This window comes from Dyella sp. 01N36, from assembly GCF_056399745.1.
This window is the reverse complement of sequence record NZ_JBFTRY010000007.1, coordinates 15,398-41,307: the sequence shown is the minus strand read 5'-3', so window position 1 is coordinate 41,307 and position 25,910 is coordinate 15,398. Positions and strand designations below refer to the sequence as shown.

Annotated in this window: 30 protein-coding genes; 13 read left to right on the top strand and 17 right to left on the bottom strand. The window is 61.8% G+C overall.

Annotated features, from left to right (window positions below; genetic code table 11):
- The first annotated feature begins 91 nt into the window (after positions 1 to 91).
- The 7 genes from AC1DMG_RS03195 to AC1DMG_RS03165 all read left to right on the top strand — a co-directional run bounded on the left by AC1DMG_RS03195 (position 92) and on the right by AC1DMG_RS03165 (position 8,104).
- Complete coding sequence (locus AC1DMG_RS03195) at positions 92 to 790, top strand: response regulator (protein WP_441603944.1); 699 nt, start codon at positions 92 to 94, stop codon at positions 788 to 790.
- Positions 791 to 855: 65 nt separating this feature from the next.
- Positions 856 to 1,431: a DUF4136 domain-containing protein gene (locus AC1DMG_RS03190; protein WP_441603945.1), complete on the top strand. Its 576-nt coding sequence runs from the start codon at positions 856 to 858 to the stop codon at positions 1,429 to 1,431.
- A complete protein-coding gene (locus AC1DMG_RS03185) occupies positions 1,418 to 1,936 on the top strand; it encodes a hypothetical protein (RefSeq protein WP_477178600.1) in 519 nt (172 codons plus the stop codon). The genes AC1DMG_RS03190 and AC1DMG_RS03185 overlap by 14 nt, the downstream gene beginning before the upstream one ends.
- Before the next feature lie 219 nt (positions 1,937 to 2,155).
- Positions 2,156 to 3,301 carry a TolC family protein gene (locus tag AC1DMG_RS03180; protein ID WP_477178599.1) on the top strand — a complete coding sequence of 382 codons (1,146 nt, stop codon included), beginning with the start codon at positions 2,156 to 2,158 and terminating at the stop codon, positions 3,299 to 3,301.
- Positions 3,298 to 4,584: an efflux RND transporter periplasmic adaptor subunit gene (locus AC1DMG_RS03175; protein ID WP_477178598.1), complete on the top strand. Its 1,287-nt coding sequence runs from the start codon at positions 3,298 to 3,300 to the stop codon at positions 4,582 to 4,584. Before AC1DMG_RS03180 ends, AC1DMG_RS03175 begins: the two co-directional genes overlap by 4 nt.
- Positions 4,581 to 7,760 (top strand): efflux RND transporter permease subunit, encoded by a 3,180-nt coding sequence (locus tag AC1DMG_RS03170; protein ID WP_477178597.1) that lies wholly within the window; start codon positions 4,581 to 4,583, stop codon positions 7,758 to 7,760. Before AC1DMG_RS03175 ends, AC1DMG_RS03170 begins: the two co-directional genes overlap by 4 nt.
- Positions 7,757 to 8,104, top strand: coding sequence for a copper-binding protein (locus AC1DMG_RS03165; protein ID WP_477178596.1), 348 nt, complete (start codon positions 7,757 to 7,759; stop codon positions 8,102 to 8,104). Before AC1DMG_RS03170 ends, AC1DMG_RS03165 begins: the two co-directional genes overlap by 4 nt.
- Here AC1DMG_RS03165 and AC1DMG_RS03160 read toward each other — a convergent pair.
- Entirely contained in the window at positions 8,095 to 8,355 is a 261-nt protein-coding gene (locus tag AC1DMG_RS03160) for a GDCCVxC domain-containing (seleno)protein (RefSeq protein WP_477178631.1), read from the bottom strand. The two genes, AC1DMG_RS03165 and AC1DMG_RS03160, sit on opposite strands and share 10 nt — an antisense overlap.
- A gap of 2 nt (positions 8,356 to 8,357) precedes the next feature.
- A complete protein-coding gene (locus tag AC1DMG_RS03155) occupies positions 8,358 to 8,990 on the bottom strand; it encodes a cation efflux transmembrane domain-containing protein (RefSeq protein WP_477178595.1) in 633 nt (210 codons plus the stop codon).
- A gap of 62 nt (positions 8,991 to 9,052) precedes the next feature.
- On the opposite strand from AC1DMG_RS03155, the gene AC1DMG_RS03150 reads away from it, so the two are divergent.
- Together AC1DMG_RS03150 and chrA are read left to right on the top strand one after the other, a co-directional pair.
- Entirely contained in the window at positions 9,053 to 9,457 is a 405-nt protein-coding gene (locus AC1DMG_RS03150; protein WP_441603952.1) for a MerR family transcriptional regulator, read from the top strand.
- A gap of 172 nt (positions 9,458 to 9,629) precedes the next feature.
- Complete coding sequence (gene chrA, locus AC1DMG_RS03145; protein ID WP_477180170.1) at positions 9,630 to 10,802, top strand: chromate efflux transporter; 1,173 nt, start codon at positions 9,630 to 9,632, stop codon at positions 10,800 to 10,802.
- Between the two features lie 40 nt (positions 10,803 to 10,842).
- Here chrA and AC1DMG_RS03140 read toward each other — a convergent pair whose 3' ends face one another.
- From AC1DMG_RS03140 to AC1DMG_RS03130, 3 genes are all read right to left on the bottom strand, one after another.
- Positions 10,843 to 11,202: an ArsR/SmtB family transcription factor gene (locus tag AC1DMG_RS03140; RefSeq protein WP_441603954.1), complete on the bottom strand. Its 360-nt coding sequence runs from the start codon at positions 11,200 to 11,202 to the stop codon at positions 10,843 to 10,845.
- 64 nt (positions 11,203 to 11,266) lie between these two features.
- Positions 11,267 to 12,349 carry an ACR3 family arsenite efflux transporter gene (gene arsB / locus AC1DMG_RS03135; RefSeq protein ID WP_477178592.1) on the bottom strand — a complete coding sequence of 361 codons (1,083 nt, stop codon included), beginning with the start codon at positions 12,347 to 12,349 and terminating at the stop codon, positions 11,267 to 11,269.
- Positions 12,346 to 12,864: an arsenate reductase ArsC gene (locus AC1DMG_RS03130; RefSeq protein ID WP_477178591.1), complete on the bottom strand. Its 519-nt coding sequence runs from the start codon at positions 12,862 to 12,864 to the stop codon at positions 12,346 to 12,348. The genes arsB and AC1DMG_RS03130 overlap by 4 nt, the downstream gene beginning before the upstream one ends.
- A 95-nt stretch (positions 12,865 to 12,959) precedes the next feature.
- Here AC1DMG_RS03130 and arsH point away from each other — a divergent pair, with 95 nt between their 5' ends.
- Entirely contained in the window at positions 12,960 to 13,754 is a 795-nt protein-coding gene (arsH, locus tag AC1DMG_RS03125) for an arsenical resistance protein ArsH (protein WP_477178590.1), read from the top strand.
- A gap of 49 nt (positions 13,755 to 13,803) precedes the next feature.
- On the opposite strand, the gene AC1DMG_RS03120 is transcribed toward arsH, so the two are convergent.
- The 4 genes from AC1DMG_RS03120 to AC1DMG_RS03105 all read right to left on the bottom strand — a co-directional run bounded on the left by AC1DMG_RS03120 (position 13,804) and on the right by AC1DMG_RS03105 (position 17,507).
- The gene (locus AC1DMG_RS03120; RefSeq protein ID WP_477178589.1) at positions 13,804 to 14,772 is read right to left on the bottom strand and encodes an SOS response-associated peptidase family protein; all 969 of its coding nucleotides are present in this window, start codon (positions 14,770 to 14,772) and stop codon (positions 13,804 to 13,806) included.
- Between the two features lie 97 nt (positions 14,773 to 14,869).
- Positions 14,870 to 15,205, bottom strand: coding sequence for a helix-turn-helix domain-containing transcriptional regulator (locus tag AC1DMG_RS03115; RefSeq protein ID WP_441603959.1), 336 nt, complete (start codon positions 15,203 to 15,205; stop codon positions 14,870 to 14,872).
- A gap of 23 nt (positions 15,206 to 15,228) precedes the next feature.
- Positions 15,229 to 15,606: a type II toxin-antitoxin system RelE/ParE family toxin gene (locus tag AC1DMG_RS03110; RefSeq protein WP_477178588.1), complete on the bottom strand. Its 378-nt coding sequence runs from the start codon at positions 15,604 to 15,606 to the stop codon at positions 15,229 to 15,231.
- Positions 15,607 to 16,079: 473 nt separating this feature from the next.
- Positions 16,080 to 17,507 (bottom strand): amidase, encoded by a 1,428-nt coding sequence (locus AC1DMG_RS03105; protein ID WP_477178587.1) that lies wholly within the window; start codon positions 17,505 to 17,507, stop codon positions 16,080 to 16,082.
- A gap of 281 nt (positions 17,508 to 17,788) precedes the next feature.
- Between AC1DMG_RS03105 and AC1DMG_RS03100 the strand changes: the two genes are divergently transcribed.
- Positions 17,789 to 18,364, top strand: a complete 576-nt coding sequence (locus tag AC1DMG_RS03100) for a TetR/AcrR family transcriptional regulator (protein ID WP_441603962.1) — start codon at positions 17,789 to 17,791, stop codon at positions 18,362 to 18,364.
- A gap of 38 nt (positions 18,365 to 18,402) precedes the next feature.
- Here AC1DMG_RS03100 and AC1DMG_RS03095 read toward each other — a convergent pair whose 3' ends face one another.
- Both AC1DMG_RS03095 and AC1DMG_RS03090 read right to left on the bottom strand, forming a co-directional pair.
- Positions 18,403 to 18,627, bottom strand: a complete 225-nt coding sequence (locus AC1DMG_RS03095) for a DUF2798 domain-containing protein (RefSeq protein ID WP_477177153.1) — start codon at positions 18,625 to 18,627, stop codon at positions 18,403 to 18,405.
- A 59-nt stretch (positions 18,628 to 18,686) separates the two neighbouring features.
- Complete coding sequence (locus tag AC1DMG_RS03090; RefSeq protein ID WP_477178586.1) at positions 18,687 to 19,115, bottom strand: ester cyclase; 429 nt, start codon at positions 19,113 to 19,115, stop codon at positions 18,687 to 18,689.
- Positions 19,116 to 19,263: 148 nt separating this feature from the next.
- Here AC1DMG_RS03090 and AC1DMG_RS03085 point away from each other — a divergent pair, with 148 nt between their 5' ends.
- Positions 19,264 to 20,151, top strand: coding sequence for a LysR family transcriptional regulator (locus AC1DMG_RS03085; protein WP_441603965.1), 888 nt, complete (start codon positions 19,264 to 19,266; stop codon positions 20,149 to 20,151).
- Positions 20,152 to 20,187: 36 nt separating this feature from the next.
- On the opposite strand, the gene AC1DMG_RS03080 is transcribed toward AC1DMG_RS03085, so the two are convergent.
- Entirely contained in the window at positions 20,188 to 20,706 is a 519-nt protein-coding gene (locus AC1DMG_RS03080) for a VOC family protein (RefSeq protein ID WP_441603966.1), read from the bottom strand.
- Between the two features lie 12 nt (positions 20,707 to 20,718).
- Positions 20,719 to 22,002, bottom strand: a complete 1,284-nt coding sequence (locus AC1DMG_RS03075) for an MFS transporter (protein WP_477180169.1) — start codon at positions 22,000 to 22,002, stop codon at positions 20,719 to 20,721.
- A gap of 111 nt (positions 22,003 to 22,113) precedes the next feature.
- Here AC1DMG_RS03075 and AC1DMG_RS03070 point away from each other — a divergent pair, with 111 nt between their 5' ends.
- Positions 22,114 to 23,022: a LysR family transcriptional regulator gene (locus AC1DMG_RS03070; RefSeq protein WP_477178584.1), complete on the top strand. Its 909-nt coding sequence runs from the start codon at positions 22,114 to 22,116 to the stop codon at positions 23,020 to 23,022.
- 124 nt (positions 23,023 to 23,146) lie between these two features.
- On the opposite strand, the gene AC1DMG_RS03065 is transcribed toward AC1DMG_RS03070, so the two are convergent.
- The 4 genes from AC1DMG_RS03065 to AC1DMG_RS03050 form a co-directional block, all read right to left on the bottom strand.
- On the bottom strand, positions 23,147 to 23,515 hold the full coding sequence (locus AC1DMG_RS03065; protein WP_477178583.1) for a hypothetical protein: 369 nt from the start codon (positions 23,513 to 23,515) through the stop codon (positions 23,147 to 23,149).
- A gap of 16 nt (positions 23,516 to 23,531) precedes the next feature.
- Positions 23,532 to 24,116, bottom strand: a complete 585-nt coding sequence (locus AC1DMG_RS03060; RefSeq protein ID WP_477178582.1) for a hypothetical protein — start codon at positions 24,114 to 24,116, stop codon at positions 23,532 to 23,534.
- A gap of 127 nt (positions 24,117 to 24,243) precedes the next feature.
- On the bottom strand, positions 24,244 to 24,918 hold the full coding sequence (locus tag AC1DMG_RS03055) for a hypothetical protein (RefSeq protein ID WP_477178581.1): 675 nt from the start codon (positions 24,916 to 24,918) through the stop codon (positions 24,244 to 24,246).
- Positions 24,919 to 25,281: 363 nt separating this feature from the next.
- Positions 25,282 to 25,863 carry a TMEM175 family protein gene (locus AC1DMG_RS03050; protein WP_477178580.1) on the bottom strand — a complete coding sequence of 194 codons (582 nt, stop codon included), beginning with the start codon at positions 25,861 to 25,863 and terminating at the stop codon, positions 25,282 to 25,284.
- Between the last annotated feature and the right edge of the window lie 47 nt (positions 25,864 to 25,910).

Genomic DNA, 25,910 nt, shown 5'->3' with positions numbered 1-25,910 from the left:
GCCCACGCCAGGGTGACAGGTCCCGGTTGCAAGGATCGATGTTCGCTTGGACTCCTCGTTCATTGAGGCTGTAGCAGGGAGATGTGCCACCATGACAGAGAACACTTCATTTCAGACGAGCGACAAGCCGTCATTGCGCGTGCTGCTGGCAGATGCAGACCAGGGCATAGCCGAGGAGGTGGCCGGCTTATTGGCTCCGATTGTTGGATCCTTCGAAATCACCCACGACGGAATCTCCCTGGTCAAGCGCGCGCTCACCGGCGCCATCGACCTGGTCGTTTCCGATATCACGTTGCCGCTGCTCAGCGGGTTGCAGGCATTGCAGCAGTTGCGCGAGAGAGGATCCACCGTACCCTTCATCGTTCTTTCTGCGCATGGTGAGCCAGCCGTCACGCGCGAGGCCCTGCTCTCTGGTTGCAATGGCTACGTCATCAAGCAACTGGCCAGCGAGGAACTTTGCAGAGCGGTGGAAGCGGTTGCGCATGGCTACCAGTACCTGAGCCCAAGCGCCCTCACCGCCATCATGCTCGCGCCGCCACCCACTCACCGACTGTCGCGCCGACAGGGACAGATCATCAACTGCGTCGCCGATGGATTCCGTACGTCGGAGATCGCTTCTTCGCTGGGCATATCGCCCCGCACGGTGGAAAGCCATCGGCAGGCGTTGCTGCGCCTGTTTGGCGTTCACAACAGCATCGCGCTTATTCGTGAGGCGGAGAAGCAAGGTCTCGTGCGACAAGGGATGGCCCGACGCATGGCAGAAGTGTCCATGGATCCCGCACTGAGTTGAGCCACGATGGGTGCGTGTCACTTCGCCTGCATGACGTCTCTGGCATCGAGACAGGGAGCGCTGATGTGAAGCTGTTCATCGTGCCGGGAGCTTGCACTGTGGCCCTGATGCTTGGTTGCTCAACGGTGAGCGTCAGCAATCAGTGGCGGAATCCCTCTTTTGCGGGACCGCCGCTATCCAACGTGCTCGTCGTTGGCATTACCCGTAGTGACACGATGAAGCGCGTGTTCGAGGACGTGTTCTCCCAAGAACTGCAAAGCGCAGGCATCCGTGCAGAACGCAGCTATGCCCGGCTTCCGCAAGGCGCCACATCGCTGAATCTCAATGATCTGAAGACCACGGGAATCGATGGCGTCCTCACCACGCGCGTCGAGCGCGTCGAGCAAAAGATCAATGTGACGCCGGGCGGCCCGAGCTACGGAGGTTTCTATGGTTGGTATGGATCAGCCTGGGCATCCACCCCCGATGTACATCAATACGAGGTGGTGACGCTCGAGACCAGCGTGTGGGACGTCAGGAGCGAGAAGCTCGTATGGACGGTGACTACGCAAGGCGTGCGAACGAATGATCTCACTCAGGCCACCAGGGACCTGGCCGCCACGCTGATACCGAAACTGAAAAGCGAAGGTGTCCTTCGCTGACCTCTCGCGGGCGCCCCGAGATGGCACCCCGGTAACGGGATCGGACTCTCTTGACTGGACCTGGGTCCAGCTGCGCTATGATGAACACTTCATGCGCACACGCCTTCACATCAGCCGCCGTCACCGCGTCCTTTGGACCGGGGTGGTGCTGTTTTGTCTGTTGTTCCAGCAGCTCGCCATGGCTGCCTATGTCTGCACGCTGCCCACCAGGCCGGCCGACACGGTGATGACGGGCGATTGCGCGGCCATGGGCATGGGCTCCATGGAGAAAGCCTCTTTCCAACACCAAAATCCGGATGCGCGTTGCGCCGAACACTGTGCCGGCAACGCGACTTCGGCACATGATGTTCGCCTGCCAGCCGTTCCGCCACTGTTGTTGCCCATGGCATCCCCGCTGCTGCTGGGAACCATCGCGCATGCGCCCGAGCAGGCGCCCGTGCCTGATGCCGCACTGCTTCGTCCCGATCCGCCGCCGACACTGCGGTTCTGCTCCCTGTTGATCTAGCCCTCGATCGCTAACCACTCGGCGGCCATGCCTGCGTGCATGGCTCGTACGGTTTTGTGATCGGAGCTAGCAATGTTTTCGCATCGAATTCTGACGCGTGCCTGCACGGCGCGCTTTTGGCTGTGCCTTTTATCGGTCGCCACAGGTCTGTTGGCATCTTCAGCCCGGGCGGACGATACCGCCTCGACCCTGACGTTGGACGCAGCAACCCGGCGCGCCATGGCGCAGGCGCCGCTTCTTCAGGCACGTCTTGCCCAGCAGGACGCCGCGCGCGAAGAAGCTGGGCGCGCCGGCGCCCTCCCCGACCCCCAGCTGACCGTGGGCATCGACAACCTGGCCATCCAAGGCCCGGGGGCCTTCACGGCCGGCGGCGACACCATGACCATGCGCACCGTCGGGCTTTCCCAGGCGCTGCCGTCTCGGGCCAAGCGCCAGGCGCAGCGCGACGTCGCGCAAGCGAATGTCGAACAAGCCGCGTCCACCTCGGCGATGACCCGGCTCGCCATCGAGCAACAAGTCGCCGGCGCCTGGATCGGCGCATGGGGGGCTCACCGTGAACTCCAGATGTTGCAAGCCATGCGGCGTGAGTGGGCGATCGATGTCGTGGTGGCCCAAGCGCGATTGCGCGGAGGCAACGGCTCTGCTGCCGATGTACTGGCCATGCGCAATGAAGCGCTCGATCTGGAAAACCGCATCGACGACGCCAACTCGCGCGAAGCCCAGGCTCGAGCGGCATTGGCGCGATGGCTGGGCACGCCGGTCAACGAACCACTGGCCGACGCACCCGACTTCACCGTGCTCCCACACGACGAATCCTCCTTGCTGTCCAACCTGGACCATCAAGGCAACCTCCTCGGCTGGCCTGCTCGCGAACACGCCGCCGAAGCCGCCCTGGAGGCTGCCAAGGCCGAGAAGCATCCCGAGTGGAGCGTGGGATTCAACTATGGCTCGCGTGTGCGCGGCCTGTCCGACATGGTGTCGCTCCAGGTCGGGGTGAGCCTGCCCTTGTTCACGCGCAATCGGCAAGACCGCGGCATCAGCGGGCGTGCTGCAGACCTCGATGCAGTTCGAGCCGAGCGCGATGACGCGCGGCGGCAACAGGCCGAGGCTGTGCAGGCAGCCTGGGCGCAATGGGATGCGCTGGGCCGGCAAGTGCGTCGACATCTCAGCCAGCTACTGCCACAAGCCAACGATCGCGCGGCGCTGGCCCTGGCGGCCTATCGCGGTGGCGGCGATATCCAACCCTTGCTGGATGCGCGCCGCGACGAAATCTCTCACCACACCGACTTTGCTCGCATGCTGACCGACTACGGCCGTGCCTGGGCAGCCTTGACCTACCTTCTTCCCGAGGGGGACACCCCATGAAACGTGCTGTCCTGATCTCATTCATTCTCGCGGCACTGCTCGTTACTGCGATCATCGCCTACTGGACAGGCCGCCGCGGCAATGCTCCGGCGGAATCTTCCGCAGCCACAGGATCCGCTACACCGGTGGCCCGTACCACGGTCCTGTATTGGTACGACCCGATGACGCCCGGGCAGCATTCCGACAAACCGGGGTTGTCGTCGATGGGTATGCAAATGGTGCCCAAATATGCCGATGCGGGAATGGACACGAACACCATCCGCATTGATTCGGCGACAGTGCAGAACCTGGGCATGCGCACGGCGACCGTGGAGCGTCGTGCGCTCCCTGCGACGATTCAAGTGCCCGGAACCATCAGCTGGGATCTGCGCCAGGCGACCGTCGTCAGTGCTCGCGTGGACGGAGTCATCAGCAAGCTGTACGTACGCGCTCCGTATGCGAACGTGGCTGCCGGTGCGCCGCTAGCCAGCTTGCTCGCCCCGCAGTGGAGCAGCGCCGTGGCCGAATCGCAGGCCTTGCAACATGTGCAATCGGCAGAGGCCAGAGCCTTGCGCGGCGCCTCGCAACAGCGGCTGCAGGCACTGGGCTTGTCACCAGCAGACAGCGGCGCCCTCGGGAGCAGCGGCCAGATCACCCTGCATGCGCCGCAAGCAGGCGTGATCAGTACGCTCGATGTGCGCGAGGGGCAACGCGTCAACGCCGGGCAGACCCTGATGACGATCAACGGGCTATCCACGGTGTGGGTCGAAGCGGCGTTGCCGCAGGCGGTTGCCGGGATGATGCGCGCGGATACACCGGTCGACGTTCACGTCGACGCCCTGCCAGGCCAAGTGTTCCACGGCCATGTGGAAACGCTGCTGCCCGATATCGACATGGCTACCCGCACGCAACGTGCACGCATCGTGCTTGCCAATCCGGATGGCGCGTTGAGTCCCGGCATGTTCGCCAGCGTGCAGTTCGACCCATGGCCAGGGGAAGCCTTTCCAGTGGTGCCGGACGATGCATTGATCGCCACGGGTGATCACACGCGGGTGATCGTCGCCAACGACCGCGGTCGCTTCCGCGCCGTCGCGATTCGCACCGGACGCTCGGCGGGCGGCTACACCGAAGTCCTGGACGGCCTCGCTGGCGGCGAGAAGGTGGTGGTGTCCGGCCAGTTCCTGATCGACTCGGAAGCCAGCCTGTCGGGGGCGCTCGATCGCTTGAACGATCCTGGCGCGAATCCTGCTCCTGCGAGCAGCGCGTCGATGCCGGGCATGCCGATGTCAGGAGATCGTCCATGATCGCGACGCTCATCCGCACCGCGATCGCGCATCGCGCCCTGGTGTTGCTGGCTGCCCTGGTGCTGGCGGTGGCCGGCGCGTTCGCTGCCATGCATACGCCGATCGATGCCCTGCCCGATCTGTCTGACACCCAGGTGATCCTCCGCACGAACTGGCCAGGCCAGTCGCCCCAGGTGGTGGAGGATCAGGTCACCTATCCGCTGGCCACGACCATGCTATCGGTGCCTGGCGCCAAGACGGTCCGCGGCTACTCGTTCTTCGGCGACTCATACGTCTACGTGTTGTTCGATGACAGCACGGATCTCTACTGGGCACGCTCGCGCGTGCTGGAGTACTTGAGCCAGGTACGCGATCGCTTGCCCGCTGGCGTCAGCCCCTCGCTGGGCCCGGATGCCACCGGGCTGGGCTGGATCTACGAGTACGCACTGATTGACCGCACGGGACAGCACGATATTGGCCAGCTACGCGCATTGCAGGATTGGTTTGTGCGCTATCAGCTCAAGACCGTTCCCGATGTGGCCGAAGTGGCAAGCCTCGGTGGCATGGAGCAAGCATGGCAAGTCGTGCCCGATCCGCAAGCGCTGGCCGCGCGCAACCTCACGATCACGCAGTTGGTCGAAGCCATTCGCGCTGCCAACGGCGCGAACGGTGGTTCCGTCATCGAGCAAGGCGAAGCTGAATTCATGGTGCGCAGCGAAGGTTACCTGCGCAACCGTGAGGACTTCGAGCGTGTGCCCATTGCCACCAACTCCGGTGGTGTGCCGGTACTGCTGCGCGATGTCGCAAAAGTGCAGCGCGGACCCGGCTTTCGACGTGGCATCACTGAACTGGACGGCCAGGGTGAAGTCGCCGGCGGCGTTGTTGTATTGCGCACGGGAAAGAATGCGAAGACCGCGATCGCCGCCGTCAAAGTCAAGCTTGCCGAACTTAAACGCAGTCTACCGGCCGGCGTGGAACTTGTGCCGACCTATGATCGCTCCGAGCTGATCGATGCGGCCGTCGATAACCTCTGGGGCAAGTTGCTCGAGGAGTTCCTGGTCGTCGCCCTGGTCTGCGCGTTGTTCCTGGGTCATTTGCGCTCCGCCCTGGTGGCGGTGATCACGCTGCCGCTCGGTGTGCTGGTTGCGTTTATGGTGATGCATTTGCAAGGTGTGTCGGCCAACCTGATGTCACTCGGAGGTATCGCCATTGCCATCGGTGCGATGGTCGACGCAGCCGTGGTAATGATTGAAAACACCCACAAGCATCTGGAGCATTGGCGTGATGCTCACGATGGGCGGGAACCGCAAGGCGCTGCACGCTGGTCACTAGTGGCGGAGTCGGCTGTCGAAGTGGGGCCCGCGCTGTTCGTGAGCCTCCTGATCATCGCGCTGTCGTTCGTACCGGTGTTTGCACTGCAAGGCCAGGAAGGCAAGCTGTTCAAGCCGCTTGCGTTCACCAAGACCTACGCCATGGCGGCGGCCGCCGGCCTCGCCGTTACCCTGGTGCCCGTGTTGACGGGATACCTCGTGCGCGGCCGCATCCGCGCCGAGCGCGACAATCCGCTCAATCGAGGCCTCATCGCACTTTATCGCCCCATCCTGGAAGCCGTGCTGCGATATCCGAAGTCGACACTGGTGGCGGCCGCCATCCTGCTACTCAGCGCCGCGATTCCCATCAACCAGCTGGGCAGCGAATTCATGCCTCCGATGGACGAAGGCACGCTGCTGTATATGCCCACTGCACTGCCGAGCCTGTCTGCCGGCAAGGCGGCGCAGCTGCTGCAGCTCACGGATCGCATGATCAAGACCGTGCCCGAGGTGGATCACGTGTTTGGCAAGGCCGGACGCGCCGAGACCGCCACCGATCCCGCACCACTGGAGATGTTCGAAACCACCATCACGTTCAAGCCGAAGAACGCTTGGCGGCCAGGCATGACCATGGACAAGCTCAAGATCGAGCTGGACAAGGCCGTGCGCGTACCAGGTTTGACGAATTTGTTTGTACCGCCAATCCGCAACCGTATCGACATGCTGGCCACCGGCATCAAGAGTCCAATCGGCATCAAAGTGCTTGGAGCCGATCCAGCCGTATTGCAAACCGTGGCCGACCAGATCGAAGCCGTGGCCAAGAAAGCGCCCGGGGTCAGCTCAGCCATTGGCGAGCGCGCCGAGGGTGGCCGCTATGTCAACGTGCACATTCGTCCCGATGATGCGGCCCGCTACGGACTAACCCAGCAGCAGGTACAGCAGCTGATCGCAACACTGGTGGGCGGAGATCCCATCGGGCAGACCATCCAGGGGCGGGAGCGCTATCCGATCGTGGTCCGCTATCCACGCATCGCGCGTGATTCGGTCGCAGCATTGCGGCAGTTGCCGATCGCCACTGCCAGCGGCGCGCAACTGATCCTCAGTCAAGTCGCCGACATCAACTTGGACATGGGGCCCCCGATGCTCAAGAGCGAGAACGGCCAGCTGGCCACGTACGTCTACGTCGATACCACGGATCGGGACCTTGGCGCCGTCGTTGCCAACCTGCAGCGGGTCGCGGCACAGCAAGTGACCTTGCCGCCAGGCATCACGGTGGCATGGTCGGGACAGTTCGAGTATCTGGCCAGCGCGACGGAGCGACTGAAGCTTGTGGTGCCCATCGCGCTGCTGATCATCTTCGGACTGATCTATGCCGTATTTCACCGAGCCAGCGAAGCTCTGATGATCATGATGAGCGTGCCGCTGGCCCTCGTCGGCGGGCTGTGGCTGGTCCTGCTACTCGGGCACGCCGTGTCGGTGGCGACCATGATCGGCTTTATCGCTCTGGCCGGTGTTGCCGCCGAGTTTGGCGTGGTGATGCTGCTGTATCTGCGTCACGCCTGGGAGCAGCACCTCGCGCTCGATCCGCATGCCGGACCGGCCGAACTCGACAACGCGATTCGCGAAGGAGCCGTGCAGCGCGTGCGGCCGAAAGCGATGACCGTCGCCGTCATCCTTGCCGGTCTTTTCCCCATACTGCTCGGCCATGGCGCCGGCTCCGAAGTCATGCAGCGCATCGCTGCCCCCATGGTGGGCGGCATGCTCACCGCACCGCTGCTATCCATGCTTGTCATCCCGGCCGCGTTTCGCCTTCTGGTCCTGCATCGACTGCGCAAGACCGGCCAGGCGACCGTCGCACTCGCTCCCGACCAAGGAACCACTCGATGAAAAAACACCTTCCCGCCTTCGCCATCCTGGGCGCACTGGCTGCAGCGCCCGGCTTCGCCCTAGCGCAAGCAATGGACCCGAACATGCCCGGCATGCAGCACGATGCCCACGCTACCGATGCGCACGGAACCGGTGTGGTCAAGGCGATCGACACGGCCAGGAACACCGTCACATTGCAGCATCAGGCGATCGCCTCCGCCGGCTGGCCAGCGATGACGATGGCGTTCAAAGTGGCCTCGCCGGATCTCCTGAAGGCCATCAAGGTCGGCGACAAAGTGCAGTTCTCACTGCATCCGGCAGGTATGGACAGCACGGTAACGGCGATCAAGCCTGTTCAGCCCTGACCCGACGGCGCCGAACGCACGGCATCGGCTCCATGGCAGCAGGAGTCTTCCTGCTGCTTCGGCGGACAAGGCGCCGTGCCGTAGGAACAGAAGACGCAACAGTCGCCAGCTTTGGGGCGCACGACCTCGCCACAACCTGGGCAGTCGTAGAAAAACCAGCAATAGTCGGTGGGCATCGTCTCCTGCGAACGATGCCCGCACCACGGACAGGTCACCGTGCTTTGCAGGATAAGTGTCCGTTTTGAATCCATGGTCATGACCCGGATGAAACCGGGCCCGAGCGGAACTGCGGCCATGCCGAGGTCAGCACGTCCATCCCGGTCCGCACAAAGAGCAACGCCAGCAGTGCGCCAAAGACCAGGTCAAGCCACGCCCAGCCCGTCCAGGCGATCACGGCTGTCGTCAACAAAACACCGGTGTTGCCGATCACGTCATTGCGCGAGCACAGCCAGACCGAGCGCATATTGATGTCGTCGCTGCGGAACCGCGTCAGCAGCAAGAGGCAGGTCGCGTTGGCCACAAGCGCCACACCTGCAGCGATGGCCATAACGGCTGGCAAAGGCGTGGCGCCGGCGATCAGTTTGTGCACGACCTGGGCAAGCACGGCAGCAGCGAAAGCGAGCTGGACGCCTCCCTTGACGAGAGCGGCCCCGGCGCGGGCACGCAGCGAGCGCCCCAGTACGATCAGACTCAGCCCATAGACCAGGGCATCGCCCAGGCTGTCCAGCGAATCGCCCTGCAGGGCGGTTGAGTCCGCCAAGAAGCCCGCACCGAACTCGCCCACAAAGATCGCCACATTGATGGCCAGAACGAGCCACAGGATCCGACGCTGCGCTGCCGATCGGGCAAGCGCTTTTCCGGTGGATTCGCAGTCACAGCAGGCCATGGTCTAGTGCTCCCTGGAACAATGGCCTAGGCTAAAGTCCGTAGCTGCTACGGAGTCAAGCCATGCGCATCAGCGACCTGGCCAAACGAACGGGTTGTCACCTTGAGACGGTGCGGTACTACGAGCGCATTGGCCTGCTGCCGAAGCCCGATCGTTCGATCGCCGGCTATCGCCAATACGGTGAGACGGATGTCGAGCGACTCCAATTCATCGTGCGCAGCCGGGCGCTGGGCTTTCATCTGGATGAAATCAAGAGTCTGCTGACACTGGCCTCTGAGTCCACCTTGTCGTGCCAGGAAGTCGACGCCCTCGCCCGCAACCACCTTGCTCAAGTCCAAGCCAAACAGCAGGAGCTGGCGGCGCTCGCCAAGGAGCTGCATCGCATGATCGATACATGCCACAAGGACACCCGCGAGACATGCACGATTCTGCGCGGCCTGTCTGGATCGCAAAGAACAGCAGCATGATCAACAACGCGCCACTGCCGGGCGGCTGCCAGACCATGGAGGTCGACGTGGTTGCCGACCCGTGTCGGCTTTCATGTCTCCAATGCCACAGGCAGCTTCTTGGGAACCATGGCATCGCGGCGCTGTGCGATTGCCCATGAAGCCGACATCGTCTCCCGTCCCGCAAGAAAACTTGAACGCCGCCGCCCAGGGCACTGCACGGGAAGTGGGCGCCGCCTTCCTCAAGCTCGGCCTGACCTCATTTGGCGGACCGATCGCGCACCTGGGTTACTTTCGCAGGGAATTTGTCGAGCGGCGACGCTGGCTGGATGAAGAACATTTTGGCCAGCTCTTGGCGTTGTGCCAATTTCTGCCGGGGCCGGCGAGCAGTCAGCTGGGGTTCTCCCTGGGCTTGTTGCGCGCCGGCTGGCTGGGCGCGATCGCCGCCTTCATCGCCTTCACCTTGCCATCGGCACTGTTGCTGTTCGCGTTCGCCGCATTGAGCCAGGGCGTGATTCACGGTCTCAAGCTGGTGGCCGTAGCGGTCGTTGCGCAAGGCGTGCTCGGCATGGCGCGAACCCTCACGCCGGACCGTCCCCGCGCTTTGATGGCCGCGCTCGCTGCCGCCTTGATTGCCGTCAGTGCCAGTTCGGCGATGCAGTTGCTGGTGGTTGCCGGCGGTGCAGCGCTGGGACCATGGCTGTGCCGCAACGTGACGGCACGACAGGGAGAGACGTTCTCGTTGCATTACGGCCACCGCCTCGGCACGACACTGCTTTGCGCCTATGCCGTCTTGCTGCTCGCCGCGTTGACCATCGCACCCGGCTTGCCGCCGCTTGGCCAGGTTGCGGGAGCGTTCTATCGAACCGGCGCCCTGGTGTTTGGCGGCGGGCATGTCGTGCTGCCGCTGTTGAAGCAGGCCGTCGTGGATCCGGGATGGGTCACCAACGATACCTTCCTGGCCGGATACGGTGCCGCGCAAGCCGTGCCCGGGCCGATGTTCACTCTGTCTGCATTCCTGGGCGAACGGATGCAAGGCGGCTACGGCGGCACGCTCGGAGCCGTGGTCAGTTTGCTGGCCATCTTCCTCCCCGGACTATTGATGGTCTCGGGCAGCCTGCCTTTTTGGCGGGCACTTGCTGCGCGCGATCAAGCGGCGCGCATGCTCGCCGGCGTTAACGCTGCCGTGGTGGGCCTGTTGGCCGCTGCGCTGTACAACCCGGTGTGGGTGAGTGCGGTGCGCGATGCAGAAGACTTTGCCATCGCCTTGATCGCTTTTGCGCTGCTGGTTGCGGCTCGATGGTCTCCGCTGGGAGTCGTCGCCTGGTGCGTCGTGGCCTCTGCGCTGCGAACGCTATGGATGTGATCGGGCCGATCCAGGGATCTCGACACAAGCGATCGAGGCCTTATGCCGTGCGCTTTCTGGTGCGCGCTTGGGTGCCGGTGGATTTGACCGCGGGCGGGCGCGCGCAGGACTGTCCCGTCGCGCTACAGCAATTCTCGGTGAGATAGCCCACCAGGTCGTTCATGACGTCAAGAACCGGCGAGTAGTAGATGAACCGCCCATCCTGCCGGCTCGTGATCAGCCCTGCATGGACGAGCTCCTTCAAGTGGAACGAGAGCGTGGCGTTGGCCAGCCCCAGCCGCTCGGCGATCGCACTGGCTGCCAGGCCATCGGGTGCGTGCTCCACGAGCAGGCGATACACGGCCAACCGCGACTCTTGGGCGAGTGCGGACAGCACGGTGATGGCTTGTTTGGTCTGCATGGCGTGCCGGAAGCTCGGTCAGGAACCTTCCAAGTGTAAGAGCAATGGCAGTGTCGTTGAGTACTCAGGCCGCGTCAGCTTCGTACCAGCGCTTGCTCACGGTCACGATCCGAACCACGGAGAGCATCACCGGCACTTCAATCAGGACGCCCACCACGGTGGCCAATGCGGCACCGGAGTGCACGCCAAACAGGCCCACTGCCGTGGCCACGGCAAGCTCAAAGAAGTTGCTTGCCCCGATCAGCGCCGACGGCGCCGCAACACAGTGCGGCACACCGAGCTTCCGATTAAGCAGGTACGCGAGGCCAGAGTTGAAATACACCTGGATCAGAATCGGCGCCGCAAGCATCGCGATGATCAGCGGCTGGGCGAGAATCTGTTGCCCCTGGAAGCCAAAAAGCAACACCAAGGTCAACAGCAACGCGCCCAGCGAGATCGGCCCCAGCCTGGCCAGCAATCGCTCAAGCGCGTCCTGCCCGCCATGCGCCAGTACAGCGCGACGCAGGAGGACGCTGATCAGCACCGGCACAACGATATAGAGCATCACCGATAGCATCAGCGTATGCCACGGCACCGTAATCGCCGAGATGCCGAGCAGCAGTCCCACGATCGGCGCAAACGCAAACACCATGATGGCGTCGTTCACCGCGACCTGGCTCAAGGTGAAATTGGGCTCGCCACCGCACAGGTTGCTCCATACGAAGACCATCGCCGTGCACGGCGCCGCGGCAAGCAAGATCAGGCCCGCCACATAGGAATCAAGCTGATCCGCAGGCAGCCACGCGGCGAACACGTGCCGAATGAAAATCCAGCCCAGCAAGGCCATCGAGAAAGGCTTGACCGCCCAGTTGATGAAGAGCGTCACGCCAATGCCTTTCCACTGACGTCGCACACCCGCCATCGCGCTGAAGTCGATCTTCAGCAGCATGGGGATGATCATCAGCCAGATCAGCCCCGCCACCGGCAGGTTGACCTTGGCCACTTCCATGCGGCCCAGCGCTTCGAACGTACCGGGCAACACATGACCGAGCAAGGTGCCTGCCACGATGCACAGCGCCACCCACAAGGTCAGATAACGCTCGAAGAAACCGATGCGGGCCACCTCCGCCTGCGGCGCGACATCCATGGCAGTGGTCGCCTCGGTCATGCGACATCCTCGCTGTCGTCTTCACCGGTCAGCGCACCGATACCATCGAGCGCCCACTTGAGGTCTTCCTGACTCATCGTTTCGACAGGCAGGCTCAACAGCGCCATGAGGCGATAAGTGATCAGCATATGTGCCTTGCGGAAGGCTTCATTGATGGCCACGGGACTGCCCTTGACCGCCGCCGGATCGGGCAGCCCCCAGTGCGAACGCACGAAGTCGCCAAACAACACCGGGCACGGCTCGTTCGCTGCGCTATCACAGACGGTGATCACGATATCCAGCGGCGGCGCGTCTTCGCCGACGAATCGGTCCCACGACTTGCTGCTCAGCCCCTCGATAGGAATGCCCGCCGTCGCCAGCTCCTCCAGCGCATAGGGATTGACCTGACCCGTCGGCTTGCTGCCAGCGCTATACGCCTCGAACCGCCCTGTACCCAGGTGATTGAGCGTTGCTTCGGACAAGATGCTGCGGGCCGAATTGCCGGTACAGATAAAGAGAACGCGACAAGGATGCATGGTGCCTGTTACCCGGGGTGGCAGTGACGGTTGTAATTCTATATTTCCATAATGATAGAATCGTTACATCGACGCAACCGGTTCGAAAACCCGCCATGACGCTGCACGACCTGCCCCACATCACGGCCGACGCGCTCGACAAGCCCAGCCTGGAAAAGCTCGCCCTGCCCGCAGGCTCCGATCATCCGCCACGGATCCTCATCCTCTACGGCTCATTGCGTCCGCAGTCGTTCAGCCGAAAACTGGCCCTTGAAGCCGGGCGGATTCTTCAACAGTTCGGCGCCGAGACCCGCGTATTTGATCCTCACGACCTGCCCGTCCTGGACAGCGTGCCGGCGAGCCATCCCAAAGTGCAGGAGCTGCGCGAGCTTTCCCTGTGGTCGGAAGGCCAAGTGTGGGTAAGCCCCGAGCGCCACGGTGCGGTGACTGGCGTCTTCAAGAACCAGATCGACTGGCTGCCGCTGGAAGAAGGCAGTGTCCGCCCCACCCAAGGCCGCACGCTGGCCGTCATGCAGGTTTGCGGTGGCTCGCAGTCGTTCAACGTCGTCAACGCGCTGCGCGTGCTCGGCCGTTGGATGCGCATGGTGACCATCCCCAATCAATCGTCGGTTGCCAAAGCCTGGCAGGAGTTTGACGAAAGCGGCCGGATGAAACCGTCACCGTATTACGACCGCGTAGTTGACGTGATGGAAGAGCTCTTCAAGTTCACTCTGATGGTGCGTGACCGTAGCGATTACCTGGTTGACCGCTACAGCGAACGCAAAGGCGCCGCCGAAGCACGTGCCTTGTCCGCCGCGGCAAAGGTCGTGGAAGTTGTCGCCGCATCGACTGCTCTTCAGGACAGTGCACCTCCGAAAGCGCCCCACTGCTGCGCAAGCGGAGGCTGTTGAGCCTGCTGATCTGGCTCGGGAGGCACACCAGCCCCTCTCTGCGCGAGCTCTACGCCGCGATCTTGTGCGCGTAATACGGCCGCGCCCGATCGTCCAGGATCGCGTACAGCGCCGCGAGATTATTCGGATCGGGATTGAGCCAGGCATCGATGTGCTCGGGCTTGATGGGAATGATGCAGCGGTCGTGACCGGCGGCGGCCACTTCAGGCGGCGGTTCGTCGGTGACCGCGGCGAACGAGAACAAGTCGACGCCGTGATCCGCGCCTGGCGAGATATTCCAAAGGCACGCCACGAGCATTTCCTGTGCGGGCTGCGGATCGAACTCTAGCTTGACGCTCTCTTCCGTCTCGCCGGGCGCCAGCTCCCTGCCCTCCATCTTGTGCCGTGCCACGCTTTCATAAAAGCGGGTCACGATCATGATGCCGTGGCGATAGCCGAACAGCTTGCTCCACGACTCCTCGAGTTTGTCGCGGCGCGCATTGTAGGTACCTGGAAATCGACGCTCGATCGCATCGTTCCAGCCTGGCAGACGGCACTGGTAGCGCATGGGAACGACAATGCGCTGACCATCGCGCTCGACCATCACCGGGGCATAGCTGCCGGGATAGATGAGCGAGTCCTTGTCGAGCAGCTCCTTGCGCTCAAGATCCTCCAGATTGCGGCGCGCCGCCTTGATCTTGTTGGTGGCGATGCGCTGATCTTCGGCAGCCTTCTTGGTGGGTTTGGGCCCAGCCAGGATGGCCTCGGCATTGAGCAGCCGCTCCGTCTGCAGCGTCAGCTCCGCCTGCAGCTTCTCGACCCACTCCCGATCGCCCTCGGCGACAATCCTGGCCAGCTCAAACCCCTCCTCGCCCCGCGGCTTTCGGAACGGCTCGCGCATGGCCTTGGGGATCTTGTTCCAGCCGCCGTCCTTGCGCTTCTCCCAGAACAGCTCGACGAAGCGCTTCAGGCTGATGACGGCGCCGAACTCCCGAACGAACTTGTCGTAGTCGGCTTCGATTTGCGCTGAGTAGCACATGGCATTGAGCTTACAACTGCCGTGTGGTGCGGCATGTCAAGACGCGATGAGGCCACACCCATTTTCGCAGCCGTTGCTACTGACCTGCGAAACCCGGCTATGCCGCCCCTGCCGGAGCCACGTGGGCAGACACGAGCGGGGCATCGAGCACTGCGCGCGTGAGCTGCCGAAAAATCGCGCCGAGCGCATCCATGCCGGGGTTGCCGTTGGCGGACAACATTCGATGCAAGCTCTTCGATGGCGTGCCCGTGGCCTTGGCCAAGCCCTCGAAACCGATCAGGCCATGTGTAAGGTCACGCATGAGCAAGCGCGCGGCCTCGGTCTCTCCGTTGAGAAGCATGGAAGTCGCCTCGTCCAATAGGGCGCGGGCAAAAGCTGCGTCGTTTTGAATACGGTTCGCGATGGTCTCGCGATAGTCGACAGTCAGTGCCATGGCGTAGCGACTCCGAGCATGAATCACATGATGGGTACGGCTTTCTTTGATTTCGTTGCGGTGGCAGCTTTCTTTCCTGCCACCCTCTTCTCGGCTTTGTATTGGGCCACCAGCAAGCGGGCAATCGCGATCGACTTTTGCTGGTCGCTTTTGTCACTACCGGCCAACAGCACGATGAGCTGCTCGCCATCCTGATGGACATATATCCGGATGCCGGGCCCCCAATCCAGACGCCACTCGGCCACTCCACAGCCAAGACCTTTCAAACCTGCCGTATGCCCGGCCGCCAATCGGGCAATCACTGCCGCGACTTTTGCGGCCGGAACAGCTGCCAACGCATCGAAAAACTCGCGGTAACGGTTCCGTCCATGGTTATCGATGAATTCCTTCACCTGCTTCACAAGGCGTCCTTTCCCTGCTCATTGAAAGTAACATATACGTTACCTTTTGTCCAAGGCCGCCAAGCCATTCTTTCCCTCTGCGTCCCCAGGACGTCGCGGCGGCAGCTCATTCGCATCCAACAACGACGGATGTCGCGTTGCGATTTACATCGCATGGCGTGACGTGCATTGGTATGCCCGAAATTCCAAATGCGGTTCGCAAAGCATCCGATCCACGACTCTGGCAACACACTCGAGAATTAATCCTTCAACGGCCACCAGGAGAGCGCCACAAGCGCATGGATTGCGTCAGCGTAGGCATCTGCCTCCCCATGGTGGTTGCGAGAAATGGGGGCAGGTTCATCGCTATCTCCAGCCTTCGATTTGAGAAGTGAACCTGCCCCGGCGTCTACCGTTTTTGAACTTCGTGATGCCCGGGCCAAGCCATCGCTGACTCGGCCCAATCCAATGCCGTTGACGGCGCCAGTGCGGTATTACGACGCGATGCCCATGTTGGCCAGGCTGGGGTGCAGGTCGCGGACCGGACTGAGGACTTCCAGCAGCGCGCCCAGGTGCAGAATCGTGGATTCCGCAAACCACGGCGCCACCAGCTGCACACCGATCGGCAGGCCATCCTTGCTGGTGCCAAAGCGCATCGACATGCCCGGCAAACCGGTAACGCTCAAGGGTGCGGTCGCATCCATCACGTGCAAGGAAGAAACCGCCTGGCCGTTGATGACGAACTCCGCTGCGTCATGCGCATGCGCCGGCACCGGCGTCACCGGGCAGAGCAACGCATCATAGCGAGCGAAGTACTGAGCGAAGCCGTCACGCATCGTCTCGATCTGTTGTTCGGCGATCACAAAGTCTTCGATCGAGGTGTCAGGCGTGTCAAAGACGCCCTGGACATGCTTGTAGATCAGCGCTTCGTGCCCGGCCGTCGCCTTCCTGAAGGCAGGCTTGGTCTCCATCGCCTGAAGCTTCCACAGCAGTTCGAGCGCATTGATCTTCTCCAGCACCGGGATGCGCACCTCTTCGACGATCACTCCCGCACTCTTCAGCGCTTCCGCCGCGGCCTTGACCGTCGCCGCAACATCATCGTCGATGGCGCCAAAACCCGGTTCGACTAGCCAGCCGACGCGGACTCGGCGATTGGGCATGGCTCCTACACCGGCATCCAGGCTGGTCGGGCTGGTGGAGAACCCATCAGCGCCGTCCGGACCGGCCAGGAGCTCATAAGCGAGTGCAATATCGCGAACCGAACGAGCCATCGGGCCGGCGTGCCAGAAACGACGCGGCACGCGCGGCCAGACGCCGGTCATCGGGATTCGACCATGGGTTGCCTTGAGACCAATGACGCCGGTCAGGGCCGCCGGGCCGCGCACCGAAATAGCCACGTCCGTCGCCAAGCCGATGGGCGACATGCCCGCCGCGATGGCCGCCGACTCACCACCGCTTGATCCACCCGGCGTGCGATCAGGATTCCATGGATTGAGCGTGCGGCCCGAAAGCAAATTGTCACTCTCGATCCAGTAGGAGAACTCCGGGAGATTGGTCTTGGCCAGAAGAATGCCGCCCGCCTTCTTCATTCGCGCGATGGCGGTGGCGTCGCTATCGGGAATACGCCCCTTGAAGATCGGCGAGCCCAATTGGGTGAGCACGCCCGCCGTGTCGAAGGAGTCCTTCGCGGTGAAGGGAACGCCGTGCAGCGGGCCAAGTTTGTCACCCGCCAGAACGGCAGCCTCAGCCTCCTTCGCCGCTTTCAGCGCCTCGTCCGCCATGGCGACGATGGCATTGATCTTGGGATTGGTCTGGTCGATGCGGTCGATATGCGCCTGCACGACCTCGACGGGTGAAACTTCCATGGTGCGGATCAGCTCGGCGAGCCTGGTTGCATCCTGGTAGATAAGTTCGTTGCTCATAGGGGGAGTCTCAACGTGTTTGACAGGGGGATAACAAGGTCAGAGAGCCTGACTACCTAACGCTTGTTAGGTTGGAGGATAAGCATCATACTATCCGCCCGTCAACCACTTTTCGGTGCGCGGGGTTTGGCCCCGGCCCTGGCTGTTGAGAGAATGCATCGTGAAAAGCGGGGCCGAATTCCGCCCCCGCTCGTGCGATCAACCGGCCGGCGGCCTGCAGGTGAACACCATTACCGAGCTGGCGTGCTACCTGCGCAGCTCAAGTCATCGAGGATAGATTCGTGGATAGTCAGGCAGGCACAAGTTCCAGGGACAAGATCCTGGACGTCGCGACAAAGATTGCGCAGGCGCATGGCTACGGTGGCCTGAACCTGCGTGCGCTTGCAGAAGAAGTTGGCATCAAGGCGGCCAGCCTCTACCACCACTTCCCAAGCAAGGCCGACCTTGCGGCCGCCGTTGCCAGGCGCTACTGGGAAGATGCGGCAGCGGTACTGGAAGTGCTGTCTACCAAGACTCCCGATCCTGCCGACCGCTTGCGACGATTTCCAGGAACCTTCCGAAAGTCGCTGGAGAACGACAACCGCATTTGCTTATGCAGCTTCATGACCGCCGAGTTCGACGATCTTCCCGACGCGGTAAAAAAAGAGGTCGAGACCTTCACCGACGTCAACGTCGCGTGGCTCGGCAAGACGCTTGTGGCGGCGGGCATCGTGGGCACCAAGGACGCCAGGAAACGCGCCAACGCCATTTTCGCCGCCGTAGCGGGCGCGCAGCTGATGGCGCGCGGTCGCTCCGATATCAAGCTTTTTGATGCCTTGATCAAGAACTACCAGGCGGCCGGGCTGCTGCCATCGTAAGCGCCCTCGCCCGCCGGGCTGCCCTCCGGTGACGCCTGTCATTCGGTGATCGCACCCGCCAACTTCCGGATGACGGGAGCCGCCATCACCACGAGCGGCAACATGACGACCCATGAATAGAGATAGGCGTGGACCCAATGGGATAGAAAAGTCCCGCTGGATACGAAGGGGGCGCAGGCTATGCCGGCCGCAATCGAGCAAGTGATTCCCGACTGGATCACACCAAAGACATAGTGGGAGTATTTTTTGGGAAGCTTGCGCATCGGGATAGCCTGCCGATGCGAAAGCGCGAACGCGCCTCGCACAGCATGGTCAGTTCGTCTCACTGATCCTGCCGCCGCACGGCAGCCAGGCTGCGCTGAACTTCCAGTGCATTGCGCTCCACCCAGTTGTGTTGAAGCAATCCGTCTTCGCGCACGTGAATGACCGAGGTGCCCGTCATGCGGATCGGCGTATGGCAGGGCTCAAATCCCATGAAGCCGTTGTTGCGGCCGGTAACGATCCAGCGTGTAACGACCCGGTCCCCTGCGTCATTGGGAAACATTTCGACAATGTCGAACTTGAAGTCGTTGATGGAACGCAGGAATGCCCCGACCCATGTCTTGAAGGCAACACGCGGTTCAATCAAGACGCCGCCCGAGGTGACCCCGAAGTCTTCGGCCACGATGTGATCGGCCGCCTCTGGGTTCTTGCCCTGCCACACTTCGCGCCAGAATCGTTCGACGATTTGAACAGCATGCTTCTCGGCCATGGGATCAGTCTCCTGCGTATTCGCCAGGTTTGAGGTGTTGGCGCCTTGCGTACTGAGAACTCTCGGCGCGGTAGGGAGGCAGTTTCAGCTGTTGCTGTCAAGAAGTAAAACGAATAATATTTCTCTCATTTAGAAATATTTCTTATTTATGAATGCATCCGACATCGACCTTGATCTGCTGAAGGCCTTCATCGTGGTGGCCGATCAGGGCAGCTTTACGGCGGCCGCGGAAGTCATCGGCCGCACCCAGTCCGCAGTCAGTCAAAAGCTGCTTCGACTTGAAGACGCGCTGCAGATGCGCCTGTTTGAAAGAACAAGCCGATCGCTGCATCTGACCAAGGATGGAGAACGGGTGCTCGTCGCGGGCAGACGCCTGCTCGATCACTACCAGGCATTCATGCAGGAGGTTACGCAGCCGCCGAAGGCATCGGTACTCAGGCTCGGCATTTCGGAAAACCTGCTGCAGACACAACTACCTCACCTGCTCGCTGGATTCCGTCGCCGCTATCCCGAAGTCGCACTCGATCTGACTACAGGCTCCAGCCAGGACTTGCTCGCAGCCCACGAATCGCAGCAACTGGATCTCGTCATAGCCAGGACGCCAAAGAGCGGGGCCTTGCGACGCGGGCGTGTGATCTGGCGCGAGCCTCTGGTCTGGGCCGCCTATCCGGGATTCCGGATGGATCCGAAGACTCCCGCACAGCTGGTGATGATGAAACCGCCTTGCGTGTATCGCGAGACCATGATCGAAGCGCTGGAGTCAGCGGGACGCGAATGGACGGCGGCCTGCACCGTCGGCAGTTTCAGTGGCGTGCGGGCGGCGGTGCTGGGAGGTTTAGGCGTAACGGTGCTGAGCAAGTCCCTGGTACAGGAAGGCATGAAAACCATGGCGCCCTCCCGGCACTGGCCAGCTCTGCCGACCGTCGAAGTGTCAGTACTTGGGGAGTCGCCTGAGACGCGCCATATCGTCGAGACCCTGACTTCGCTGCTGATCGAAGCACTGACCGAGGGTGCGTCCAGGAGAGTCAGAAAATAACGCCTGCGCAGAGGCACGACGGCGTCTGACCAGAGCCTACGCCTTGCAGTGCCTGGACGATGCATCCCCCACCCACTGATAGGCCTTCCCATTCGGGTAGGAGACCAGCTCAAGCTGCATGCCCCACGGGCTGAGGAAATAGACCCAGGTTTCGCCAGCCGATGGACCTTGCGTCATCACCGTGGGCTCGCCGAGGACGGTAAGGCCTATCCGGTGCAGGTATGCCACCGCCCTATCCATGTCATCGACATAGAACGCCAGGTGGTGGCCACCGATATCCGAGTTTCGCGGCGGGGTTTTCTCCTGGGTTTCGGTCGGGGCATAACCGAAGATCTCCAGATTCGTATTGCCGGCGGTCATCATCACGATCCTGTCGATGACCGCGTCGCTGGCAACGTTGAGGTGCACCGACATCCAGTCATCGCTGGACGCGAAGGGGCCAAATTCATAGGCGACTTCGAAACCAAAATGATCGCGAAAGAACGACACTGCTTCGTCGAGGTTGGGCACGGTAAAACCGACGTGATCAACTTTTTTGATGCCGGGAATGCTCATGTCTTCTCCGAGTTACTTTGATGCAAAGCCCCTTTGGTGATTTCCCGCGGACTCGGCAGTCGTTGCCGGAAATGCTCCGCCAGGCGATGTGTCGCCAACTTCAAGCGCTCGAGGTTTTCCAAGTCGAGCGATGAACGGGATCGTCAACAACGCCAAGCCCGCCATCGCCGTCGCCAGATAGYCCACCGCACCCAGGCCCCTATGCGGTATGACCAAGCCTCCGATGATGGCGCCAAGTCCGATGCCTGCGTTGGCAGCTGAAACATTGAGCGTGCCCGCCAGCGCCTGGGAGTGCGAGGCCACTCGCATGACGCGCACCTGGCAGATCGGAAACAGGGCTGTGTAGGCAACGCCCCAAAGCACGAACGGTATGTCGAACCAGCCACCGGCGCGTGCGAGCGACACGCTCGCCGCCATGCCGACACCAAGGATCACCACGAAAAGGGCCGTGGCCCCCAGTGGACTGCGATCGACCGCGCGGCCGCCGAGCCAGTTTCCGATCAGTCCGATCGCGCCAAACCCCATCAGCCACCAGCCAACCCGCGCAGGCGCAACGCCAACCAAGGTTTCCAGCGTGTCCGCCAGGTACGTATAGGCGGTGAACATCGCCGTGAAGATCAGCACCGACAGACCGACATGGGCGACAAAACGCGGGTCCTTGAGAATGCGCGCCTGCTCGACGAGCCGCATGCGTCGTGGAAGTTCCAGCGTCGGCATGAAGGCCGCGATCAACATCGCCATCAACAGCGACAGGCCAGCCAACAGCGCAAAGGCGGTGCGCCACCCAAAGGCGTGCGCGGCAAGCGTGCCCAGCGGGATGCCAAACAACAGCGCCGCGGAAATGCCCAGATACACCATCGATACCGCGCGCCCGGCGTGCTGGGATCCGGCAAGTTGCCCGGCGGTCTCGCTGGCCGTGCCCCAAAACACCGGAAGCAAGAGCGCAGCCATGAATCGCGCCAACGCCAGGACCCAGATGTTCGGCGCCATTGCAGCCAGCGCATTGGACGCGGCAAAGATCAGCAGGATGATCACGAATAGACGCTTGCGTTCGATATGCGACAGCAAGCCGGTCAACAGCGGGCCGAACAGCATCACCGTGAATGCAAAAAGCGTAACAAGTTGTCCGGCGGCAGAAATGGAGATGCGCAGTTCGCGCGCCAACGCAGGCAATAAGCCAACGATCACAAACTCGGTAGTGACGATGACGAAGGCGGCCACCGCCAGGATGGCGATCGCTCCAGCGCCACGCCCGGACGGCGTGCCGCCCGGCGTCGCTGTTGGCAGAGAAGACATGAACGTATCGAGGACTAGTCAGGGTTTCACTAGCTTATTGCGGATACGTAATCTCTATTAGGGTATTATTTCCATATATTCTGGATTGATTTTCCATAATTAGAGCGCAAGATGACTCCGTCGGAACGACTGAAAGGGCTTGAGGCGTTCGTCTTCACCGCCGACGCCGGCAGCTTTACCGCAGCGGCCGAGCGCTTGAATCTCACCAATTCGGCGGTTGGCAAAAGCGTGGCGCGACTGGAAGCGCGACTGGGCGTGCGCCTGTTCGAACGTTCCACTCGAACACTATCCCTCACCGATGCGGGCGCCGCGTACTATCAGACTTGCGCGCGCGTGCTCGCGGACCTCGCGGAAGCAGAATCGGTACTCGCTGCGCAACGTGTGGAACCCATCGGTCATCTGCGCCTGGATCTGCCTGCTGCTTTTGGTCGCATGAAGGTGTTGCCGGTGTTGTTGCCGTTCTTCGAGCAGCATCCCAACCTTCGTCCCCATCTGTCATTCACGGATCGCTTTGTCGATATCGTGGATGAAGGCATCGATGTGGCCGTGCGTATCGGCGGCGCGAATATCTGGCCAGAAGCCGTGGGACATCGATACCTGGGCGCCGAACGCCTGAGCCTGTGCGCCTCACCTGCGTATCTCAAACAGCATGGCGCGCCACAGTCTCCTGCGGAACTCACCCGGCACGCGGCCATCGTCTACGGCCGAGCCGACGGCAGCACCAGCCCTTGGTTGATCGCACAAGAGGCCGGCCCGCCGGAACCATGGACGGTGCAAGCAACGATGGCCCTCGGCAGCGGCGAGGCGGTGGTCAGCGCCGTCAAAGCCGGCTGCGGCATTGCCCAGCTGGCGACCTGGCTAGTGAGGGACGAATTGCAGCAAGGGACGTTGGTGAAGATTCTTCCGCAGCTGGAAGTGGAAGGCCTGCCGCTCAATCTCGTGTGGCCGCGCAGCCGTCAATTGCTGCCCAAGGTTGATTCGATCCTCAAACTGCTGACTGCCTCGCTGCGTATCGACTGAGGCCGCCGGCGCTACTCGTGCAATCGTTATCACCCCGCGGCCGCCGGTATAGCCCTCCCTACTCCTCTGGACAGTCGGACTCCTGGATCGGAAGTGGACCGTTTGTCCTGAATATCCATCGAAGCTAGACGGCTGCAGAGCCGCCCGTCTCCGACTTGCCCGATGGCTGCTTTCGAATCACAACGTAAGACACGCAAGCGGTGGCTGGAAAAGCAATCGCATGCCATAGCGGGAACATGCCCAACCACCTGGCCAATTCACTCCAAGACCACGTCATCAGTGTCGTGAGGAGCGCGATCCCGAACGGGACGGGAACGACGACGATGGTTGCCGGCCCCCACGACGGGGTGAGCAGCAAGGTCGCGACGACGACAAGCACGAGCGACCTTCGAGAGTCAGGCATGCGCCTGGCAGCGAACCAAACAGCGAGCACGGCAACAAACATGATCGCAGTGAGGCCCAGATAGACCAGCAGCATGGAGAGATAGATCATGCCCACCGCCCTCAAATCACTTGCTGCTCATGTGGTAATACGGGTCAACCGAGCTGATCAAAACGCCCATTTCTGACTGGATATAACGGTTTGCCGTGCTATCGGGGTTGGCCGTGACTTCTTGATGCACCGGCATGTCCTTCAGAAGCGTTCCGGTCTGCGCATCGAAGACGTAGATCCTGGCGCTATAGCCGACTCGTGGCGGCTTGTAGCCCCCTTGGGCATGCATGCCGCCGCGAAACTGAAAGAAGCTCGGGACCAACAGTGGATTGATCTGCAAGGCCAGCCGATACGGCGGTTTTGATGCCTTGCCTGACGAAAGAATGCCACTCTTGAACGCAGCGTCATCATCTTCTACGAGATGAATGACAATGCGACGCTGCTCGGCCCATGCCGAGAAAGCCTTGTCGACCAAGGCGCAGCTTTGATCTTCGCTGGTGCAGGCCACATAGGCCGTGAAGCGAGGATTCCCATCGTCGCCAAACAGCGCCATCGACTTCAGCGACTGTTGCTCACTCTGGCCAAGCACGGTCGGCGACCGGGCACATCCCTGGAGCATTATCCCCAAAACGATCACTGCGATCAGCACCTGTGGCCGCACGCGAAGCCCCTTTCCGATCGTTCAATTCACCATTGAGTGTGACGGCCGCCCGGGTCGCCGGCAATGTCCCCGATGCGTCGGGCGCAAACCTTACCCCTGCCCTCGCTGGGATTCCAACTGCAACGTGCTAATTGATCTGTGCAGCATGCATGCGTCGCACGCGTACAGTACTGCCGCCGTCATAGGTCACCACATACGTGGAACCTTCATGCGTCTGCTTCACCACTTGCAAGGGGTCGGCGAGCACGGCTTTTTCCAGAATATCTTTGTGATAGGCCGCCAATTCGCCCGTGGGAATCAGCATCAGCGGCGGACTGATCTGCTGGAAGCGGTTGAAATGGCTGCCGCATTTCGTCGTGGTGGCATCGAACTTGAACCAGCCCTGCCCGCAGCTCTGTCCAGATACTTCCGGCAGACGCTTCAGCCAGATGAAGTACTTGTTCTCATGCGTGATCCACAAGCGGTTATGTCTCGTATTGTTCCCTCCGATGTCGTCGGAGTTCCAATAACGGACCAGCGAGGCCTCGTGGCAATCCGCCGATGCACACTCCTGCAGTACCAGGTATTCGTTGTCCTGCAGGTGGATGGGCTCGATGCTGAGGATGTCGTCCTTGACCAGGGGCTGTGCGGGAAACACCACCGACGGCATGCGCGGATCGACCTTGAAATCGCCGGAGATCAGATAGCCGCCAGACTCCGATGAATACGGCGGCGCCGTGACCTTGACGGCAGGCAAGGTCGTCTGCGCCCAAGTGCAAAAGCTCGTCACAACCAGGACGCCGGCGATCAGTACGTGTCTCACGGGACCTCCTATCCTTGAACAAAGCGCTCTCATTCCAGCGGCCCTGAGCCAGGCGGCGCACATCGGCGAGCCAACGCAAGCTACGTCACTCAGTCAACCAAACGATCACCATCATTCTTGCACAGCCGCGCGACCTCTTCCCTCAGCTCATCCATGCGCCTGTGCTGGCGATACAGCACCGTGCTTGCGAAGACGTAGCATAGCGGCAACCCGATGATGACGACGCCCGTAAAAAATCGCGCCCCGGTTGCACGCGAAATCCGCTCGCCCGAGCGTCTGCCATGCCTTCCCGTCGCAAGCAGCCTTTGCGCCTTTCGGATCGAGTCCCGGGCGAGCCGTCTGCGGCGAACGCACAGAATGCCGCTAAGTGCGACTGGAGGCATCCGGCCGCAAGTAGATGATCAGGCAGCAACAGATCAGGGCCATTGCCACCAGCGGATGCCAGGCAGCGATGACGGCAGCCGCCACAAAAGTGGCCAAGGTGGACAGTGACCGGATCTTCATCACCCGTCGATCCGCGGCAGTCACTTTATGCGCGCCTTGCCGATCGATTGCCTCCTTGCACAGCAAGACATAGGTGGCATTGATCAGGGCGAAGACGACGGCGTAGAACAATACGGGAACGGAAGCCAGCCCCGACTCAGCGATCCACGCGGTGGTAAAGGGCACAAAGGACACGCTGAACAAGTGCGCAAAGTTCGTCCATATCAACGAGCGCGAAGCCTCGGCGACGTATCGACACACATGGTGATGATTCACCCACACGATCGCGAGAAAGAGATAGCTCACCGCATAGGCCACGCCTGAAGGCCAGAGTTTTCCCAACGCTGCAAACGACGCCTCATGCGGAGGATGCAATTCGAGCACCAGGATGGTGATGATGATGGCGAACACGCCATCGGAAAAGATCATCAGCCTTTCAGGACTCTTGCTGGGAACGGTCATGACAGTCTCCACTCGTCGCTGTCCACCGGATCGAATCGCTTGCGAAT

Coding starts and splice junctions, on each gene's coding strand:
- arsB (WP_477178592.1), bottom strand. CDS start 12,349: ATGACCGAGGCGACCACTGCCATGGATGTCGCGCCGCAGGCGGAGGTG.
- AC1DMG_RS03160 (WP_477178631.1), bottom strand. CDS start 8,355: ATGGATTCAAAACGGACACTTATCCTGCAAAGCACGGTGACCTGTCCG.
- AC1DMG_RS03105 (WP_477178587.1), bottom strand. CDS start 17,507: ATGAGCAACGAACTTATCTACCAGGATGCAACCAGGCTCGCCGAGCTG.
- AC1DMG_RS03090 (WP_477178586.1), bottom strand. CDS start 19,115: ATGGCCGAGAAGCATGCTGTTCAAATCGTCGAACGATTCTGGCGCGAA.
- AC1DMG_RS03170 (WP_477178597.1), top strand. CDS start 4,581: ATGATCGCGACGCTCATCCGCACCGCGATCGCGCATCGCGCCCTGGTG.
- AC1DMG_RS03165 (WP_477178596.1), top strand. CDS start 7,757: ATGAAAAAACACCTTCCCGCCTTCGCCATCCTGGGCGCACTGGCTGCA.
- AC1DMG_RS03140 (WP_441603954.1), bottom strand. CDS start 11,202: ATGCAGACCAAACAAGCCATCACCGTGCTGTCCGCACTCGCCCAAGAG.
- AC1DMG_RS03095 (WP_477177153.1), bottom strand. CDS start 18,627: ATGCGCAAGCTTCCCAAAAAATACTCCCACTATGTCTTTGGTGTGATC.
- AC1DMG_RS03155 (WP_477178595.1), bottom strand. CDS start 8,990: ATGGCCTGCTGTGACTGCGAATCCACCGGAAAAGCGCTTGCCCGATCG.
- AC1DMG_RS03150 (WP_441603952.1), top strand. CDS start 9,053: ATGCGCATCAGCGACCTGGCCAAACGAACGGGTTGTCACCTTGAGACG.
- arsH (WP_477178590.1), top strand. CDS start 12,960: ATGACGCTGCACGACCTGCCCCACATCACGGCCGACGCGCTCGACAAG.
- AC1DMG_RS03070 (WP_477178584.1), top strand. CDS start 22,114: ATGACTCCGTCGGAACGACTGAAAGGGCTTGAGGCGTTCGTCTTCACC.
- AC1DMG_RS03085 (WP_441603965.1), top strand. CDS start 19,264: ATGAATGCATCCGACATCGACCTTGATCTGCTGAAGGCCTTCATCGTG.
- AC1DMG_RS03175 (WP_477178598.1), top strand. CDS start 3,298: ATGAAACGTGCTGTCCTGATCTCATTCATTCTCGCGGCACTGCTCGTT.
- AC1DMG_RS03195 (WP_441603944.1), top strand. CDS start 92: ATGACAGAGAACACTTCATTTCAGACGAGCGACAAGCCGTCATTGCGC.
- AC1DMG_RS03130 (WP_477178591.1), bottom strand. CDS start 12,864: ATGCATCCTTGTCGCGTTCTCTTTATCTGTACCGGCAATTCGGCCCGC.
- AC1DMG_RS03120 (WP_477178589.1), bottom strand. CDS start 14,772: ATGTGCTACTCAGCGCAAATCGAAGCCGACTACGACAAGTTCGTTCGG.
- AC1DMG_RS03050 (WP_477178580.1), bottom strand. CDS start 25,863: ATGACCGTTCCCAGCAAGAGTCCTGAAAGGCTGATGATCTTTTCCGAT.
- AC1DMG_RS03180 (WP_477178599.1), top strand. CDS start 2,156: ATGGCGCAGGCGCCGCTTCTTCAGGCACGTCTTGCCCAGCAGGACGCC.
- AC1DMG_RS03065 (WP_477178583.1), bottom strand. CDS start 23,515: ATGATCTATCTCTCCATGCTGCTGGTCTATCTGGGCCTCACTGCGATC.
- AC1DMG_RS03115 (WP_441603959.1), bottom strand. CDS start 15,205: ATGGCACTGACTGTCGACTATCGCGAGACCATCGCGAACCGTATTCAA.
- AC1DMG_RS03080 (WP_441603966.1), bottom strand. CDS start 20,706: ATGAGCATTCCCGGCATCAAAAAAGTTGATCACGTCGGTTTTACCGTG.